General features: G+C 56.8%; 15 protein-coding genes. 11 read left to right on the top strand and 4 right to left on the bottom strand.

Features of this window, described 5'->3' with window-relative positions; all coding sequences use genetic code 11:
* Positions 1-4: 4 nt before the first annotated feature.
* The 6 genes from gcvPB to BOW52_RS11275 all read left to right on the top strand — a co-directional run bounded on the left by gcvPB (position 5) and on the right by BOW52_RS11275 (position 6,614).
* Positions 5-1,462 carry an aminomethyl-transferring glycine dehydrogenase subunit GcvPB gene (gene gcvPB / locus BOW52_RS11300; protein ID WP_078484182.1) on the top strand — a complete coding sequence of 486 codons (1,458 nt, stop codon included), beginning with the start codon at positions 5-7 and terminating at the stop codon, positions 1,460-1,462.
* A 3-nt stretch (positions 1,463-1,465) separates the two neighbouring features.
* On the top strand, positions 1,466-1,840 hold the full coding sequence (locus BOW52_RS11295) for a diacylglycerol kinase (protein ID WP_078484181.1): 375 nt from the start codon (positions 1,466-1,468) through the stop codon (positions 1,838-1,840).
* Between the two features lie 244 nt (positions 1,841-2,084).
* Complete coding sequence (locus BOW52_RS11290; RefSeq protein ID WP_078484180.1) at positions 2,085-3,530, top strand: DUF5666 domain-containing protein; 1,446 nt, start codon at positions 2,085-2,087, stop codon at positions 3,528-3,530.
* A gap of 87 nt (positions 3,531-3,617) precedes the next feature.
* Positions 3,618-4,439 (top strand): DUF6502 family protein, encoded by an 822-nt coding sequence (locus BOW52_RS11285; protein ID WP_078484179.1) that lies wholly within the window; start codon positions 3,618-3,620, stop codon positions 4,437-4,439.
* Between the two features lie 2 nt (positions 4,440-4,441).
* Positions 4,442-5,449, top strand: a complete 1,008-nt coding sequence (locus tag BOW52_RS11280) for a DUF5666 domain-containing protein (protein WP_078484178.1) — start codon at positions 4,442-4,444, stop codon at positions 5,447-5,449.
* Positions 5,450-5,681: 232 nt separating this feature from the next.
* On the top strand, positions 5,682-6,614 hold the full coding sequence (locus tag BOW52_RS11275) for a carbohydrate kinase family protein (protein WP_078484177.1): 933 nt from the start codon (positions 5,682-5,684) through the stop codon (positions 6,612-6,614).
* Between the two features lie 81 nt (positions 6,615-6,695).
* On the opposite strand, the gene BOW52_RS11270 is transcribed toward BOW52_RS11275, so the two are convergent.
* From BOW52_RS11270 to BOW52_RS18005, 3 genes are all read right to left on the bottom strand, one after another.
* Entirely contained in the window at positions 6,696-9,272 is a 2,577-nt protein-coding gene (locus tag BOW52_RS11270) for a putative bifunctional diguanylate cyclase/phosphodiesterase (RefSeq protein ID WP_078484176.1), read from the bottom strand.
* Between the two features lie 124 nt (positions 9,273-9,396).
* On the bottom strand, positions 9,397-11,274 hold the full coding sequence (locus BOW52_RS11265) for a thioredoxin domain-containing protein (protein ID WP_269087652.1): 1,878 nt from the start codon (positions 11,272-11,274) through the stop codon (positions 9,397-9,399).
* Complete coding sequence (locus tag BOW52_RS18005; RefSeq protein ID WP_408021570.1) at positions 11,243-11,569, bottom strand: DUF255 domain-containing protein; 327 nt, start codon at positions 11,567-11,569, stop codon at positions 11,243-11,245. Before BOW52_RS18005 ends, BOW52_RS11265 begins: the two co-directional genes overlap by 32 nt.
* A 183-nt stretch (positions 11,570-11,752) precedes the next feature.
* On the opposite strand from BOW52_RS18005, the gene BOW52_RS11260 reads away from it, so the two are divergent.
* Genes BOW52_RS11260 through BOW52_RS11240 form a run of 5 tightly spaced genes read left to right on the top strand, consistent with a single transcriptional unit; the run spans position 11,753 to position 16,653 of the window.
* Entirely contained in the window at positions 11,753-12,493 is a 741-nt protein-coding gene (locus tag BOW52_RS11260) for a glycosyltransferase family 2 protein (RefSeq protein WP_078484175.1), read from the top strand.
* A gap of 19 nt (positions 12,494-12,512) precedes the next feature.
* Positions 12,513-13,226, top strand: a complete 714-nt coding sequence (locus BOW52_RS11255) for a TVP38/TMEM64 family protein (RefSeq protein ID WP_078484174.1) — start codon at positions 12,513-12,515, stop codon at positions 13,224-13,226.
* Positions 13,227-14,843 carry an ArnT family glycosyltransferase gene (locus tag BOW52_RS11250; RefSeq protein ID WP_078484173.1) on the top strand — a complete coding sequence of 539 codons (1,617 nt, stop codon included), beginning with the start codon at positions 13,227-13,229 and terminating at the stop codon, positions 14,841-14,843.
* The gene (locus tag BOW52_RS11245) at positions 14,840-15,457 is read left to right on the top strand and encodes a phosphatase PAP2 family protein (RefSeq protein ID WP_078484172.1); all 618 of its coding nucleotides are present in this window, start codon (positions 14,840-14,842) and stop codon (positions 15,455-15,457) included. Before BOW52_RS11250 ends, BOW52_RS11245 begins: the two co-directional genes overlap by 4 nt.
* Positions 15,454-16,653 carry a class I SAM-dependent rRNA methyltransferase gene (locus BOW52_RS11240; protein ID WP_078484171.1) on the top strand — a complete coding sequence of 400 codons (1,200 nt, stop codon included), beginning with the start codon at positions 15,454-15,456 and terminating at the stop codon, positions 16,651-16,653. The genes BOW52_RS11245 and BOW52_RS11240 overlap by 4 nt, the downstream gene beginning before the upstream one ends.
* Before the next feature lie 4 nt (positions 16,654-16,657).
* On the opposite strand, the gene BOW52_RS11235 is transcribed toward BOW52_RS11240, so the two are convergent.
* Positions 16,658-17,206 carry a hypothetical protein gene (locus tag BOW52_RS11235; protein WP_078484170.1) on the bottom strand — a complete coding sequence of 183 codons (549 nt, stop codon included), beginning with the start codon at positions 17,204-17,206 and terminating at the stop codon, positions 16,658-16,660.
* Positions 17,207-17,376 lie beyond the last annotated feature (170 nt).

Below are 17,376 nucleotides of genomic sequence, written 5' to 3'. Positions count from 1 at the left end.
CCAGATGTTGATATTTGAACACTCCCGTAGCGGAGCACGCGCTGCAGCACAGGCACCGCTCGAAGCGGTTGCGGTCACCGATATTCCTGCTGAGATGCTGCGTAAGCAGCCACCGGCGCTGCCCGAGGTTTCGGAGATGGAGGTGGTGCGCCACTACACGCGCCTGTCGCAGAAGAACTTCTCGATCGATACACACTTCTATCCGCTCGGCTCCTGCACCATGAAATACAACCCGCGCGCCTCTAACCGGCTCGCAATGTTGCCCGGCTTCTTGGGACGCCACCCGCTGGCACCGGAGTCGTTTGGTCAGGGCATCCTCGCCTGTCTGCACGATCTGCAGGAGATACTTAAGGATGTCACCGGTATGCAGGCGGTCTCGCTGACCCCGGCGGCCGGTGCGCAGGGTGAGTTTGCCGGTGTGGCGATGATTCGCGCCTATCACGATGCCCGTGAGGATAGTGAACGGTGTGAGATTCTGGTGCCCGATGCGGCACACGGCACCAATCCTGCCACCGCAGTGATGTGCGGTTACAAGGTGCGTGAGATACCAACCGATAGTCATGGTGATGTCGATATCGAGGCGCTGCGTGCGGCGGTTGGTCCTCAGACTGCCGGTATTATGCTGACCAACCCCTCAACGCTCGGTGTCTTCGAACAGAAGATCACCGAGATCGCAGGCATCGTGCATGAGGCGGGCGGGTTGCTCTACTACGATGGTGCCAATCTCAACGCAATCCTCGGCAAGGTACGCCCCGGTGATATGGGTTTTGATGTCATTCACCTCAATCTGCACAAGACCTTCTCCACCCCGCACGGCGGTGGTGGACCGGGCGCGGGTCCGGTTGGCGTTAGCGAACGACTGATCCCCTATCTGCCGGTGCCGATGGTTGAGCGTGAGGGTGAAAACTACCGCCTGCTGACCGAGAAGGATTGTCCCGATACCATCGGTCGACTCTCTGCCTTTATGGGTAATGTGGGTGTGCTGCTGCGTGCCTACGTCTACGCGCGCATGGTCGGGCGCGAGGGGATGGAGCGGGTGGCCGAGTACGCCACGCTCAATGCCAACTATATGCTGGCTAAGCTGAGCGAGGCCGGTTTTGAACTCGCCTTTCCCGATCGTCGTGCCACACACGAGTTTATCATCACCCTGCGCAAGGAGGCGAAGGAGCTCAACGCCACGGCGATGGATTTTGCCAAGCGGTTGCTCGATCACGGCTTCCATGCGCCGACGACCTACTTCCCACTACTAGTTCCGGAGTGTCTGCTGATCGAACCGACCGAGTCGGAGTCGAAGGAGGCGGTCGATGGTTTCATTGCGGCGATGACTACGATCCGTGAAGAGGCACAGCAGAATATCGATACCCTTAAAGAGGCGCCCCACACCCTGCCGGTTCGGCGTCTCGATGAGGTGCGTGCGGCTCGCGAGCTCGACCTCGCCTGGAAACCGGCCAGCGAGAGCTGATCGATGGCGGGCGGGACCGGACAGGGGTGGCGACGACTGATCAATGCCAGTCGCTATTCGGCCCAGGGACTGCGTGCCGCCTGGCAGAATGAGGCCGCTTTTCGTCAAGAGCTGATCGCCTCCATTGTTTTGATCCCTGTTGCTCTCTGGCTCGGTACCACCGCGCTGGAGCGCAGTGTGCTGGTCGGCTCGCTGCTGCTGGTCTGGATCGTTGAGCTGGTCAACTCCGCCATTGAGGCGGTGGTTGATCGTACCGGTACGGAGCGTCACGAGCTCTCGGGGCGCGCCAAGGATATTGGCTCTGCGGCGGTGATGATCGCGCTTATCAATGTGGCTGTGATCTGGTTGCTCTTCCTGTTGGAGCGTTTCGCTGCATAACTCGCGTTCGGGTGAGGCTCTCTCCCGTGCGATTCTCTATTTCCATCGCCGTTTCTGGCGAGAATTTAATCAATCGCTCTGTCCCTCAAGGCCAAATTCTTTGATTTGAGGAAACCTCGACACGGTCACAGATTTGCACATGCTCCCTTGATTTGTTATCTATATGGGAAAATAATCCCAATTAGGCGGCTAGGTAGGCGCTCACATTGGCAGGCAATAAATCGCAATACCAGGGGGAAGGGATATGAAACCACGTAATGCAGCGCTTAGCGCAGCCGTAATGACGGCACTACTCGGATTGACCGCCTGCGGTGGCGGCAGCTCATCGGGAACCGCAGCCAGTGGTGGGGCTACCACCACGGTGTCGGGTGTGATTACCGGCTTTGGTAGCGTCTACGTGAATGGCGTGCGCTATCCCACTACAGGATCCACTATCACTATGGATGATGCTCCGGTGGGTGATGACACCGCGCTGGCTCAGGGCATGGTGGTCACGCTTGAGGTCAATGAGAGCGGTGAGGCGGAGAGCATCGAGTATGACGATGAGCTGGAAGGGCTGGTTCAGGCCAATAATGTGGCGGCAAGTGGCACGCTGACAGTGATGGGTATGACGGTCAATATCACCGACTCCCGTCTGGTCTATGATGCCAACGACTCCGGCTTCGCGACACTTGAGGATATCCCTGGTGATTCGACCGTCTCGGTGGAGGTGAGTGGTTACTCCGATGGTAGCGGTGTGATCTATGCAACCCGCGTGGAGGTGAAGGATGACGATTGGAATATCGGTGATAGTGAGCTCGAGATCAAAGGCATTATCACCTCACTCGATGCTGGTGCCACAACCTTCTCCATCGGTACTCAGGTGGTGAATTACGCCACTGCCACACTGCCCTCGACAACCTTGGCTGACGGCCTCTATGTCGAGGTGAAGAGCGAAGATGGCTTTAACGGCAGCAGTGAGCTAATCGCCAGTGAGATCGAGATTGAAGATGATGGTGATATGGATTTTGACGGTGAAGATGGTGATGAGGTAGAGATTCGCGGTGTCATCACCGAGGGTACCAATGAGGGTGATCCAGAGCAGTTCCGGGTTAACGGTCAGTTGGTAGAGATCAGTGGTGCGACCGTGTTTGAAGACGGTTTTACCTTTGCCGATCTGGTCGCCGGTGTCACTGTTGAGGTCGAGGGCGAGCTCAATGCCGATGGCATGTTGCTCGCAGCAGAGGTGGGTCTCGAAGAGGAAGATGAGGATGGTGAGACCGAGATCAAGGGCGTTGTTGAAGCGGTCGATGCAGGGGCGGGTTCGGCGATCATGGTGATGGATATCACGGTGCTGGTGGAGAGTAATACCGTGTTTGTCGATGAGCGCGACGAAGAGCACCTCTTCAATCTGGATATGATCGTCAGCGAACTTGAAGGCACGGGCGATATGGTCGAGATGGATCTCTACTGGAACGCGAGTGAGGAGATTTTTGTCGCTACCAAGATCGAACGTGTCGAGGATGATGGTGAGTCCGAGGTGGAGGGTGAGGTTACGGCGGTCGATGCGCCCTATATCGTGGTGGCCGGTATCACGGTCGACATCTCGGGTGTGGGTGGGTTCTCACCTATCGTAGGTGACCTTGTTGAGGTCGAAGGTAGTTACGATGCCGGCGTATTGACCGCAACCGAAGGTGAGATTGACGACTAAATTCTCCTTGCGGAAGAGTCAGGGCGTGGTCAGAAGTGATCGCGCCCTGTTCTATTGTGTGGCGTTGATATGGGATAGAATGCCCAAATGAGCGTTGATCTTCACAAGGCGTTAACGGCGGCAGTTCTCAGGCTGTTACGCCCGCTGGTGCGTATTCTGCTACGCAACGGTATCTCCTACGGCGAGTTCACCGATCTATCCAAGCAGGTCTATATCGACGTGGCGGAGAGGGACTTCGTCCTGCCGGGTAAAAAACAGACCGTTTCTCGCATATCAATACTGACTGGGTTGTCGCGCAAGGAGGTTGCACGTATTCAGAAGCTCGACGCCCCGAGTGACCATCTGGCGAAACATAAACATAACCGGGCCGCGCGCGTTATCAGTGGCTGGATGACCGATGAGCGTTTCTCCAGCGAGGAGGAGCCAAGAGTGCTCGACTTCGAAGGCGGACAGGCGAGTTTCAGCGAACTGGTAAAACAGTATAGTGGCGACATGCCGGTGCGTTCGGTCTTCGATGAGATGGAGCGTGTCGGGGCGGTGGCGCGTGATGGTGAGGGACGTGTACATCTCAAGGTGCGCGCCTATACACCGCACGGTGATGAGGCGGGCAAACTCTTTATTCTCGGTAGCGATGCGGCCGATCTGGTAACAACCATCGATCACAATCTGCAAAATAGCGGTGGCGAGCTGCGCTTCCAACGCAAGGTCGCCTACGACAACCTGCCACGCGATGTGATTCCAAAACTACGCAAGTTGGGTGACAAGCGAGCTCAGAATCTGCTGGAAAGTGTGAACCGCTTCCTGGTAGCCCACGATCGCGACATGAATAGTGAGGCGGAGGGAGAGGGGCGTATGCGTGCTGGTTACGCCATCTACTACTTCGAAGAGGATCTTTCCGAAGAGGAATAGTAATGATGGCTATACGACATATCTCATATCTGCTCGCGATCGCACTGGTGACGGTGCTGAGCGCGTGCAATTCCGGCGGCTCGACCAACGTCGCCGAAGGTGGTATCGGTGGTACCGGCATCACCACCTCAGGGCAGATCACGGCATTTGGATCGATCTGGGTGAATGGTATCGAGTTTGAAACCGATTCGGCCTCAATCTTCGTCGAAGGGACAGAGGAGTTTGGAGATGATCAGGATCATCTCGATGAGTGCATGGTCGTAACGGTCGTCGGAACGGTTAATGCCGATGGTGTCAGCGGCACCGCCGATGTCGTCAGATTTGCTGATGAGATGGAGGGGACGGTTGATGCCAATAATGTGGCGGCCAGCAATACTCTGACGGTAATGTCACAGACGGTAACAGTCACTGCCTCAACCTGTTTTGAAGATGATAGCGGTGCTTCCATCGCATCACTTGCCGATATACCGGTCAATGCCGTGGTAGAGGTCAGTGGATTCTCCGATGGGCAGGGCAACATTGTCGCGACTCGGGTTGAGGTTAAAGCGGGTGCCTGGACAGGTGAGGAGCTTGAGTTGAAAGGTGTCGTAGACAATCTCAATACAGGTGCTGAGACTTTTGAGATTGGCGCACTGATCATCGACTACAGCAGTGCGGATCTGAGTGAGCTGGGAGCGACGCCGCTCACCAATGGTCTCTATGTCGAGGTCGAGAGCGAATCAGCAATTGTTGGTGGTGTGATGGATGCAGATGAGGTTGAGCTCGAGGATGAGGATGGTGAGTGGGGCCATGACGGTGATGATGGCGAAGAGTATGAACTCGAAGGTGTCATCAACACCATCATCAACTCTGAGCAGATCGAGGTGAATGGTCAGCTGGTCGATATCAGCGATTCGCCGGAATATGAGAATGGTGATCTGAGTGATCTCTCTGCTGGGGTTTTGGTAACGGTCGAGGGTGAATTCGATGCCTTTGGTGCCCTGGTCGCCAGTGAAATCGAGTTCCACTAACGGAAACGGTTGACTCTGTAGGAGCGGCCTCCCCGCTGCGAACAGACGGATGCGTGGCTATGGGTGGCTTCTGCGAAGGTGCCGATTAAATTCATACGGTTTTCAGGGCGGTTTACAGGCAGTGACAGTTCGCGGCGGGCGCGCCGCACCTACCTAAACGCTCCCTTGTGTTGCTCTCGTGCTGCGGGTAAGTTGTCCCTCTTCCACTTTGACAACAACAAGGAACCGCTCCATGTCAGCACTGATCTGCGGCTCGATCGCATTCGATACCATCATGGTCTTCCACGACCAGTTCAAGAATCACATCCTGCCCGACAAGGTTCACATGCTGAACATCTCCTTCCTGGTGCCCGATATGCGCCGTGAGTATGGCGGCTGTGCCGGTAACATCGCCTACAACCTGAAGCTGCTCGGTGGTGATCCACTGCCGATGGCAACGGTAGGACGCGATTTCGATCCCTATGGTGAGTGGCTGGAGGATTGCGGTATCGACACCACCCATATGCGGGTGCTGGAGAATACCTACACCGCGCAGGCGTTCATCACCACCGATCAGGACGACAACCAGATCACCGCCTTCCACCCCGGCGCGATGAGCTTCGCCCACGAGAACAGTGTTGCAGATACCGAGGGTGTCACCATCGGTATCGTCGCCCCCGATGGTCGCGACGGCATGATCGAGCACGCGCAGCAGTTTGTAGAGGCGGGTGTTCCCTTTATCTTCGATCCGGGCCAGGGCCTACCGATGTTTGACGGCGAGGATCTGCTCAAGTTTGTCGATCAGGCGACGTGGGTGACGGTCAATGACTATGAGGCACAGCTGCTGGAGGATCGTACCGGCAAGTCGCCACATGAGATCGCCGAGCGGGTAGAAGCGCTGATCATTACCCGTGGTGGTGAGGGTTCGCATATCTACACCGCTGAGAAACGTCTGGAGATCCCCGCCGCCACCGCGTCAGCGATCAGTGATCCAACCGGATGTGGTGATGCCTATCGTGCCGGTCTGCTCTATGGTCTGATGAACGACCTCGACTGGGAGACTACCGGACGTATCGCTTCGCTAATGGGGGCGATCAAGATCTCTCATCACGGAACCCAGAACCACCGCTTCACGATTGATGAGTTCAAGGCGCTCTATGCCAAGGAGTTCTCCAGTAGCTTCTAGGCGCGATCGTTGACACAAAAACGGGCTCTTCGGAGCCCGTTTTTATTGGTGGTCTACTGTCAGGATATTTCGAACAACTGATCAGCTGTGAGCAATGGTACCGATGGTGGTTACCATCTCCGGTGATGGTTTGCCGATGTGATAACCCTGCGCATAGGTAATGCCCGCTTTGCGTACCTCATCCAGCACTTCGGCATCCTCGACAAATTCAGCAATTGAGTAGAGGTTGAGGTCCCCCGCCAGTGCAGAGATTGAGTGGACCAGCGCCAGGTCGCGAGGATCATTTAACATGTTGGCAACGAAGTCTCCTTCGATCTTCACAAAGTCGATCGGGAAACGCTTCAGATAGTGGAAGCTGGAGAAGCCGGAGCCGAAGTCGTCGATTGCCAGCTGGTAGCCATCGCTCTTCAGCTCGTTAACGAATTTCTCCAGCAGGCTCATGTTTTTCACCGTGTCGCGTTCGGTGATCTCGAAGACGATACGATCATGCTCAATGTTGTACTTTTCGGTCAGACGACGAATCTCGGGGATAAAGTCGCTCAGTACCAGCGCGCGTGGCGAGAGGTTAATAAACAGCTTGCCGCCGTAGCCACTCTCCTGCAGTTTGGCGAACGCCTTCTCGATCACGATGATGTCGAGCATATGGATCACACCCATGCGCTCAGCGATCTCGATGAACTCGAAGGCACCCATGATTGTCTCGTCTTCGAGCTGGATACGGCTTAGCACCTCAAAGGCATCGACACGATCTTCCTGTACGTTATAGATCGGCTGGAAGAAGGGGATGATGCGTTTCTGCTGAATCGCATCGTTGATGATCTGGCTCTTCTCGCCAATCTTTTTAAAGACCTCCACCACATCCTGATCGGTAGGAACACCGATGCGGTTTTTGCCCTCGGTCTTCGCCTTGTACATCATGTTATCAGCGAACATGAAGAGATCTTTCCCTTCGGTAGCGTGGGCTGGGTAGGTGGCCAGACCAATGGAAACGGTCGCCTTGGCCGCGCTGCCATCGGGGGCCTCGAGGGTGAGACGGTTGGCGTTCTGCAAGATGCGTTCGCACACGGGTAGGGCGTGCTCCTGATCACTTTCAGGTAGCAATACGACAAACTCATCACCACCGTAACGCGCCAGCACGTCACCGTTTCGCATCGCATCGTCAATGGCGGAGGCAAACTCCTGCAGGAAGCGATCGCCAAAGCTGTGGCCGTAACTGTCGTTGACCGACTTGAAGTTGTCGAGGTCGATGACTAACAGGCTGAAGGCGTAGTCGTGGCGCTCGGCGCGATTGATCTCATAGCCGAGCAGCTCCCAGAAGATGCGCTGGTTATAGAGATCGGTGAGCGGGTCACGGGTGGCGTAGTATTCAAGGTCCTTGGTGTATTTGTAGATTGCCTTAACCGAACCCACCACGTTGAGCAGGGTGGAGAGAATGCTCTCCATTACCAGTATTCGTACCTCATCATCGCCCAGTCCCGACTGCACACCGATACCGACGATGCCGCCGATCTTGGGGGTGTCGACAAATAGTGATTTGGTCTGCAGCTCGATCTGGTCGTTGTCGAGTTCAATGATCTCACCAGCAGGATCGGAGATGTTGTGGTTAATCACCAGGCTGGGGAATGAGGAGAAGCTGGGGTGGTTTTCCAGCGCCTTCTTCACCGCGCGTTCCATTGAGTCGCGGGTCCGTTCTGAGGGGGGTGAGATCCAGAATATCTCCAGATCGAACAGCTCATCATCGACCTTGAAGATGGAGAAGAGGGTGTAGGCATCGATGACGCGATTGATCTCACCAAGCATGGTGCTGACATACTCGCGCCAGTCACGCACTACATCGGAGGTGATGACAAACTTCTCCAGCAGTCGGATCTCAAACTCAAGCAGCTCCTTGTCGACGGCGACCGATTTTAGCTTGGTACCGAGCATTGCGACTTTATGGAAGATGTTGTTGAGTTCAGTGAAACCGAGATCGACCTCGTTGAGATCGATGTTCTTCAGGTCCGAGACGCGGTTGACCTGATCGATATTGGTATCGAGGATGGCCAGTGAGCGGTTGATCCGCTTGTTGAGCATAAAGGCGACCAGCAGCGCCATGATGAAGGGAATGGGGGCGATCAGCGCCAGTGGTGCCAGCAGCTGGCTCTCGGCCTTTGAGAGCAGTGGTGTCAGATCCTGACGAACCTCAATCACGCCGAGAATATTGCCCGTCTTGGCATTGGTGTGGCACTGCAGACATTCATCCTTGGCCGTCAGTGGGTAGCTGTATCGGATGGAGGTGTCACTGACGATGGAGACCGCCTGCCCGCTGCTAAAGGTCTCGTTAATCATCGTGTCGCCCGGTTGGCTTCCGATGGAGCCAAACAGATGGTTGACCAGTTCGCCGCGATAGATGGTGGTGGTGTGGCTGGTTTTGCTCGAGGTCTGCTCAAGAGAGGCGATGAACTCCTCCAGCTGCGCTCGCGACCAGCCCTGACGCATGATCTGGTACATCGCATTGAAGGTGTTGCGCGCCAGTGACTCGGAGCTGGAGATGGCGTTATCGCGAACGGCACTGCTATAGGCGTGGCTGGTGGTGAAATAGAGCCCGACCAGCAGAATCAGCGAGACGAGTAGTGCCGCAGCGAGGATGAATCCCTTGATGGTCTTTAGTGCTTGCATTGATGCGCCACGCTCCCGTCAGCCGCTGTGCGCTAATAGGAAAACTGTAGCGCATAAATTGGCGCTCAAATTACCATACTTTTAGTGGTTTAATGCTTGATCTGTGTCAGTTGAGGGGTGTTGGCTAGTCAGGGGTGTCGAGCTGCTGTTTGAGTGTGGCCAGCGCGCCCTTGGCAGTGATCGGTGAGGAGCAGGCGTTGCCACTGCAAAGGTAAGCGGTGAAATCGCCGCGCAGGGTACGTTCGGCGAGTGCGCCGGGAAGATTCGTCTCGTCGGAGGGGATAGGGAAGGCGAGGCGACGTGGCGAGTATTGTCGTGCCACCAGCTGCTGCCATGAGCGGAGCTCCTCCTCGTTGCCACGAAGAACCAACATCTGCGAGGGGTAGACCGAAGACTCAACATCGAGCAGCAGTGCGTTGTGGCGATGTGGCATCTCGCTGATCATCGGCGCGGCGGCATCGAGGGTACGTCTGGCGGCGTTCAGGTAGCGCTCTTCCCCCAGTAGCTGGCCAAGACGATTTAGGGCGTAGGCGGCGATACCGTTGCCGGCCGGAGTCGACTCATCACCGAGTGGTTTGGGGCGCTGGATCAACGCCTCGTGATCGTCAGCGGTAAAGAAGAAACCACCATTTTCTTTATCTTCAAAGTGTTCCAGCAAGACATCGGCCAGCGCGATGGCGAAGTCGAGATCGTTGCGTGACCAGCGTACCTGTAACAACTCGAGTAACGCGTCGAGCAGGAAGGCGTAGTCGTCGAGATAGCCCATCAGGCGCGCCTGTCCATCCTTGTGGCTGGCAAAGAGGCGGCCATCTTTCCACAGGTTGTGGCGAATGAAGTTGAGCGCCCGTTCGGCTGAATCGATGAAGGCGCTGTTATCGAAGATGCGACCGGCAACCGCCATGCCCTTGATCATCAGGCCGTTCCAGGCGGTGAGTACCTTCTCGTCGCGCCCGGGATGAACGCGGTGTTCGCGAAGTCTAAAGAGTGTCTCGCGAGCACCATCGAGTTGTTGCCGTACTGAGTCGATATCGAGCATGAACTCTTTCGACAGGGTTTCATCATCGGCGTAGCAGTGTAGATGCCAACTCCCCTCAAAATTGGCCTTGCGATCGAGCCCGAAGTGGCGGGAGAAGAGCTCATACTGTTCGGTCTCGAGTACCTCCTTGATCGTCTCTGGGTGCCAGACGTAGAAGATCCCTTCGTGCCCTTCGGAGTCGGCATCAAGGGTGGAGAAGTAGCCACCTTCGGGGGACTGCATCTCCCGGATCACCCAACGCGCGGTCTCTTCAGCGGTGCGGCGAAACAGCGGCTCGTGGGTGATCTGCCACGCCTCGCTGTAGATGCTCAGTAGTGGGCCATTGTCGTAGAGCATCTTTTCGAAGTGGGGAATCATCCACTGGTTATCGACCGAGTAGCGGCAGAAGCCCCCGCCGAGATGGTCGAAGAGACCGCCGAGTGCCATTTTGCGCAGGGTGAAAGTAGCGCTCTCCAGTGCCTCATTATCACCAGTGGCCGACCAGTGGCGCAGAAGCCGCTCAAGGCTGGTGCAGTGGGGGAATTTAGGGGCGCGACCAAAGCCACCATGTTCCGGCTCAATGCTCTTTTTTAGCTCACGATAGGCCTGGTCGAGGGTCTCGATGGTGATCTCATTGCTGCCACTGCTGTAGAGGTGCGGGGTATTAATTTTCTCCAGTGCATCGAGCAGTGGTGTGTTCTGTTTGTCGATATCGCTGCGGTTGTCACGATAGAAATCGGCTACCTGATTGAGAATGTCGGCAAAGGATGGCATGCCATAGCGCGGCTCACGTGGGAAGTAAGTGCCACCAAAGAAGGGCACCTGAGCATCGTGGGTGAGAAACATCGTTAGTGGCCAGCCGCCGGGACGATTGGTCAGCAGCTGGTGGGCGGTCTGATAGATCTTGTCGAGGTCGGGGCGCTCTTCACGGTCGACCTTGATGTTGATAAAACGCTCATTCATCCGCTGTCGGGGCGCCGCAGGCATAAACGGTCGCGTGAAGTTTTTGCTGTTTGCTTGGGCTTGGATGCCCAAAACAAACTTTCGCAAAAATAGCGACTCCCCGGAGGGCGGCGGTATCGTCGTGTTCAAACGATTCGTGTGCCATCACATGGCACCAATGGCAGGCGGAGTAGCCAATTGAGAGCAGGATCGGTTTGCCCGTCTCATGCGCCAGCTGCAACGCCTCTTCACCCCAGGGATACCACTGCACCGGGTTATCCGCGTGTTGCAAAAGGTAGGGGCTGGTTTCGCTGGTGAGTGCGTTTTGCGAGCTGCTCATTGCGCAGTTCTCTCCGCTGTCCTGACTGGTTATGGACGGCTAACTATAGCAGAGCGATAACGGCGCTTGTCCATGTGAAATCTGTTGCTTTTGAGGGGTAACCAATTAATGAGGAAAATGGTATGCAATCCTGCGATAATAGCCGGCTACTATTGGCTCACCCGCAGAGAAACCTAAAGAATCATGGACTTATCGGTAGTCGTTCCGGTCCGTAATGAGGCCGACAATATCCGCCCTTTGATCGAGGAAATTCGAGACGCCCTGCAGGGAAAGATCGAGTACGAGATCATCTACATCGATGATGGCAGTGACGATGAGACCCCTCAGCGTCTGCAGCAGATGATGGCAGAGCTGCCGCAGCTGCGCGTGCTGCGGCACGTGGTCAACTGTGGACAGAGTACCAGCGTGCGCAGTGGTGTGCGTGTTGCACAGGCCGACTGGATCGCTACCCTCGATGGTGATGGACAGAACGACCCGGCCGACATACCGGCCATGTTCGCGGTAATTCAGGGCGACAATGCCCCGGCCAATCTGCAGATGGTCGCCGGTTGGCGTCACAAGCGTCAGGATAACTGGCTGCGCAAACTCTCCTCGCGGGTCGCCAACAAGGTGCGCTCCTCAATGCTGCGCGACAGCACCCCCGATAGCGGTTGTGGCCTGAAGGTCTTCTCCCGTCAGGCGTTTTTGGAACTTCCCTACTTCAACCACATGCACCGCTTTCTGCCGGCGTTGATCATCCGCAACGGTGGCGTGATCGATACGGTCAAGGTGAACCATCGTCCACGTACCATGGGCACCTCCAAGTACGGTCTGCACAACCGCCTCTGGGTCGGTCTGGTTGATCTGTTCGGTGTGCGCTGGCTGCTCAAACGCGCCAAGCTGCCCGAAGTGGTTGAACAGCCTCGGGAGTCGGGCGGGCAGTAGTACTGCTGGGCCGCATTGCATGAACCCCCGAATACTGCTGCGTGGCCTACTGCTGATTGGCTCACTGGTCGCGCTGGGCTATCTGTTTGAGGTGACTCAACTCGGCAGTCTGCTCGATAAGGGCTGGATCGATAGTGAGATCCGCGGCAAGGGGCTCGACGGTGAGCTGATCTTTATTGCCATCGGTGCACTCGCCACCGCTGTTGGTCTACCGCGTCAGCTGATCGGTTTTCTCGGTGGTTACGCCTTCGGTTTCCTTTTCGGAACTCTCGCTGCACTGATTGCGGCTAGCCTCGGTTGTGTGATCGCCTTCTACTACTCGCGACTCTTCGGACGGGCGCTGGTGATGGCGCGTTTCGAACGACGCATTCGCCGCGTTAATGATTTTCTTAGTGGCCACACCTTCTCAATGACGGTACTGATTCGGCTGCTGCCGATCGGTAGTAACCTCGCGACCAATCTGGCAGCGGGTGTGACCCATGTACCCGCCTTTGCCTTCATCGCCGGTTCGGCGCTCGGTTACATCCCACAGACGGCGGTGTTCGCGCTGGCTGGAAGTGGTATTGAGGTTGATCCCGTGCTGCGTATCGGTCTCGCTATCGCCCTGTTTGTTATCTCTGGAGTGCTCGGCGCCTATCTCTACCGACGCTTCCGTCACGGTCGTAGCCTCGATCGTGAGATCGATCGGGAACTGGGTGAGGAACAGGCTGTTGAAGAGCAGCAGAAGGCGTAGATGAGCGAGCTCACTTCAATGAGGCTGCGGATCTCAACACCCTGGCTGCTGCTTGGCGGCTGGCTACTGCTGATGATCGTCTCACTGCTGTCGCGCAGCTATGCACCGATTGATGAGACGCGCTATGTGACGGTTGCCTGGGAGATGTGGCTGCGTGGCGACTATCTGGTGCCGCACCTCAATGGCGAGACCTATAGCCACAAACCGCCGCTGCTCTTCTGGCTCTTCAATCTCGGCTGGTCGATCTTCGGTGTGAACGAGTGGTGGCCGCGACTGGTGCCACCGCTGTTTGGTCTCGGGTCACTCTTTCTAACCATACATATCGCGCGTCGCCTTTGGCCCGAGCGCGAGGTGGTGGCTCAACTCGCACCACTGATGCTGCTCGGTTCACTCTTCTGGGCCTTCTACACCACCGCCACCATGTTCGACATGATGATGGTCTTCTTCACCCTGCTCGGCCTGAGTGGTGTGATCGACGCCTGGCAGCGTGGTGGCCTGCGTGGCTGGCTCATTCTGGCCGTTGCCATCGGTCTGGGTGTGTTGGCCAAGGGACCGGTGATTCTGCTGCTGACCCTACCGACTGCGCTACTGGCACCGTGGTGGATGGGCGCGGGCCGCATCGTCAGTCTGCCGCGCTGGTATCTGGCGATCTTCGCCTCGGTGCTCGGTGGGGCTGCCATTGCGCTTGCGTGGGCGATTCCCGCTGCGATTGCGGGTGGTGAGGCCTACGCCGATGCGATCTTCTGGGGGCAGACGGCCAAACGCATGGTCAACTCCTTTGCGCACCGTCGTGGCTTCTTCTGGTATTTGCCTTACCTACCGATTCTGCTCTTCCCCTGGCTGCTCTGGCCGACGCTGTGGCGCAGTTTCAAACGTCTACCGGGTGTGATGGGTGAGTCGGGGATTCGTTTTGTATTGAGCTGGATCGTACCGCTCTATCTGGCGTTATCGTTGATCAGCGGTAAGCAGGTCCACTATCTATTGCCGCTCTTTCCTGCCATCGCGCTGCTCGCGGCACGCCTGCTCTCTGAGCAGGGATCGTTGTGGCGTGATCTCTGGCTGCCTGGGCTGCTGCTTGCGGCTGCTGGTGTGGTGCTGCTGATACTGCCGCAGCTGGTAGAGGGCAGAGAGCTACCCAACTGGAGCGGTTCGATCGAAACCGGGTGGGGGGCGCTGCTGGTGGTTGTCGGTCTGGCACTCGCCTGGTTTAACCCGGATTCACTGGCGCCGCGCATGGTGGCGCTGATGGCGGGGTCGATCGTTATGGTGGTGGTGATCAATATCGCCGTGCTGGGTGCTGCACGACCCGCCTACGATCTGCACTCTATGGCCGAGCGACTCGGTGAGCTGCAGAAACAGGGTGTTGCGATCGCACACCTCGATGAGTACCACGGCCAGTACCATTTTCTTGGTCGACTCGAACAGCCGCTGGCGATCTTCAAACGGCGTCAGCTGAGGACGTGGGTTGCCAATAATCCAGAGGGGTGGGCCGTGGTCTACGACGATAAGTGGCCTGAGTCACTTGAGGGGGCGGAGTTCGTGCGTGATTATCACACCGGTGGAGTCGCTCTCTATCGGTCCGATAGACTGCTTGCCGCCTGGGCGGCTGAACGGTGAGCGGCCTCGACGACCAGCTGCTGCTCTGGATCAATCAGGGCTGGGCACATCCCTGGCTCGATCTCTTCTTTAGCTGGATCTCCGATCGTAAAACCTTCTCGCTACCGCTGGTCGGTCTGCTGCTGGTTATCTCGCTGTGGAAATTTGGTAGTCGCGGTCTGTTGCTGTGGCTGACGATGGTGCTGGTGGTGATCGGTAGTGATCGCATCGGCAATGTATTAAAGAACCACTTCGCCGAACCGCGTCCCTGTTATGAGCTCTCAGCCGAGTTGCGCAAGCCGGGGGGCAGCGAAGTAGTTAAGCGTTGTGAGCACAGCACCAAGGGATTGCCCTCTAACCACACCTTCAACTTCTTTGCGATGGCGCTCTTCATGAGTTTCTTCCTGCGCGGCTGGGGTTGGCGAACGGCCCTGATCGGGGTTTCGCTACTGGTTGCGATCTCCCGTATCTATCTCGCCAAGCACTATCCGAGTCAGGTCGGTGTGGGTCTGCTGCTGGGTGTGAGTTACGGTTTTGTGCTGGGTTGGTTAGTGGTGCGATTTATCCCCTATCTGCGCACGCTTCATCAGCGCGCGGGTGGTGCAATCAGAATTAAAAAGGGTGAGTGGTTATGAGTGAAACGTTTGCACCATTGCGTCTGAAAAAGAATGAGGAGCGTCGTCTGCGTGCCGGACACCTTTGGGTCTTCAGTAATGAGATCGATACAGCGCAGACACCACTGAGTGGTTTCGAGGCGGGTCAGCCGGTTGAGATTCAGGGCCATAGCGGCAAGGTGATTGGCACCGGTTACGCCAATCCCAACTCGCTGATCACGGCACGTTTGGTGAGTCGTGATCGTAAACACCCGCTCTCCGATTCACTGCTGGTGCACCGCATCAAGGTGGCCCTCTCTCTAAGAGAGACGCTGTTCGATAAACCCTGTTATCGATTGATTTTTGGCGAGAGCGATGGTCTGCCGGGTGTGGTGGTAGACCGCTTTGGTGATGTGCTGGTGGTACAGATCACCACCGCCGGAATGGAGCGGATGAAGGATGCACTGCTCGCTGCACTGGAGAAGGTACTCAAGCCGACGGCGGTGCTGTGGCGTAACGACAGTTCGATTCGCAAGCTCGAAGGGCTCGATAGCTATGTTGAACCCGCCTTGGGTGAGGTGCCGGAGACGGTCGCACTAGAGGAGAACGGCGTGCAGTTCGAGGCACCGATCATCGGCGGGCAGAAGACCGGCTGGTTCTACGACCACCGTATGAACCGCGCACGACTCGCTCCCTATGTGCAGGGCAAACGCGTGCTCGATGTCTTCAGTTATGTCGGTGGGTGGGGTGTGCAGGCGGCCGCCTTCGGCGCAAGCGAGGTGGCCTGCGTCGATAGCTCCGAGAGCGCACTCGATATGGCGCACCACAATGCCGAGCTTAACGGTGTCGCTGACAAGTTTGTCGGCGTTGAGGGCGATGCCTTCGAGGCGCTCAAATCACTGCGTCTCGATCACGAGAAGTTCGATGTAGTCATCCTCGATCCGCCCGCATTCATCAAACGGAAAAAGGATTTCAAACAGGGTGTAGAGGGGTATCGGCGTCTCAATCAGCTCGGTATGCAGGTACTACAGAAAGACGGCATCCTCGTCTCTGCATCCTGCTCGCACCATCTGCCCCATCAAAAACTGCAGGATCTGATGCTGCAGTCCTCGGTCCACCTCGATCGTACCCTGCAAGTGCTCGAGCAGGGCCATCAGGGCCCCGATCACCCGGTCCACCCGGCAATCCCCGAGAGTGCCTACATCAAGGCGATCTTCTCCCGCGTGTTGTGGCGCTAAGGCGCTACTCGATCGTATCGATCATTGATGAGAGCGCATCCAGATGGCTCTCCATCTCGATATCTCTACCCAGCTTGGCGTAGGGCGGCTTGATCGTCGCCGAATAGCTCGGCTGGGTGCTGAACTCGGGTTGCTCGGCCGAAGTATATAGATAGGACAGGAGCACGATGGAGAGCGCACCGACAAATGCCGCCTGTGTAGTGCGCTTCACATTGGTGGCAAGCAGAAGGTTGAGTTTCAGCAGCAGGGTCAGGTAGAGCAGTGAGACGAGGTGCTCCGAGATGGTGCCAACAAGCGTACTGCTGCTGAAATAGTCGAAATAGTCGCTGAGTGGTTCTATTAGGGAAGAGAGGCCAAAGGCGAGGAGTGTCGCTAGTAATTGTCCCTTGAAGTGCGCCTGATGGCGGAAGAGACGCCCAATCAGTGCCCAGAATCCTGCCCAGAGCACGACGATCAAGGTGAGTGCTGAGATGGCGAGGCCGAACGCTTTCCAGTTAAACAGGGTTGCCGTATCCAGATAAAGATAGATGCCGGTCAAGGCAATATAGGCCATGAAGGCGATCAGTAGTTTGGCAAAGCCGGCGTTCTCCAGATGGAGCCAGCGGTTCAGAAGCAGCTTGCGCGTCTCCTCCGCTGACCGCCATGGATAGCGAAGCGAAGGCGGTTAGTCCGCGATAGTCGACGCCGTCTGCCTATTCGTAGTTGAGAGCGAGAGCGAACGAC

Source organism: Solemya pervernicosa gill symbiont (assembly GCF_002020875.1).
GTDB lineage: Bacteria > Pseudomonadota > Gammaproteobacteria.
Note: the sequence above shows the minus strand (reverse complement) of the source record. Positions and strands in the feature narration are given on the sequence as shown.

Bases quoted from the DNA above. Each gene is read 5' to 3' on its own strand.
- gcvPB (WP_078484182.1), top strand. From the start codon at position 5: ATGTTGATATTTGAACACTCCCGTAGCGGAGCACGCGCTGCAGCACAG.
- BOW52_RS11295 (WP_078484181.1), top strand. From the start codon at position 1,466: ATGGCGGGCGGGACCGGACAGGGGTGGCGACGACTGATCAATGCCAGT.
- BOW52_RS11290 (WP_078484180.1), top strand. From the start codon at position 2,085: ATGAAACCACGTAATGCAGCGCTTAGCGCAGCCGTAATGACGGCACTA.
- BOW52_RS11285 (WP_078484179.1), top strand. From the start codon at position 3,618: ATGAGCGTTGATCTTCACAAGGCGTTAACGGCGGCAGTTCTCAGGCTG.
- BOW52_RS11280 (WP_078484178.1), top strand. From the start codon at position 4,442: ATGATGGCTATACGACATATCTCATATCTGCTCGCGATCGCACTGGTG.
- BOW52_RS11275 (WP_078484177.1), top strand. From the start codon at position 5,682: ATGTCAGCACTGATCTGCGGCTCGATCGCATTCGATACCATCATGGTC.
- BOW52_RS11270 (WP_078484176.1), bottom strand. From the start codon at position 9,272: ATGCAAGCACTAAAGACCATCAAGGGATTCATCCTCGCTGCGGCACTA.
- BOW52_RS11265 (WP_269087652.1), bottom strand. From the start codon at position 11,274: ATGCCTGCGGCGCCCCGACAGCGGATGAATGAGCGTTTTATCAACATC.
- BOW52_RS18005 (WP_408021570.1), bottom strand. From the start codon at position 11,569: ATGAGCAGCTCGCAAAACGCACTCACCAGCGAAACCAGCCCCTACCTT.
- BOW52_RS11260 (WP_078484175.1), top strand. From the start codon at position 11,753: ATGGACTTATCGGTAGTCGTTCCGGTCCGTAATGAGGCCGACAATATC.
- BOW52_RS11255 (WP_078484174.1), top strand. From the start codon at position 12,513: ATGAACCCCCGAATACTGCTGCGTGGCCTACTGCTGATTGGCTCACTG.
- BOW52_RS11250 (WP_078484173.1), top strand. From the start codon at position 13,227: ATGAGCGAGCTCACTTCAATGAGGCTGCGGATCTCAACACCCTGGCTG.
- BOW52_RS11240 (WP_078484171.1), top strand. From the start codon at position 15,454: ATGAGTGAAACGTTTGCACCATTGCGTCTGAAAAAGAATGAGGAGCGT.
- BOW52_RS11235 (WP_078484170.1), bottom strand. From the start codon at position 17,206: ATGGCCTATATTGCCTTGACCGGCATCTATCTTTATCTGGATACGGCA.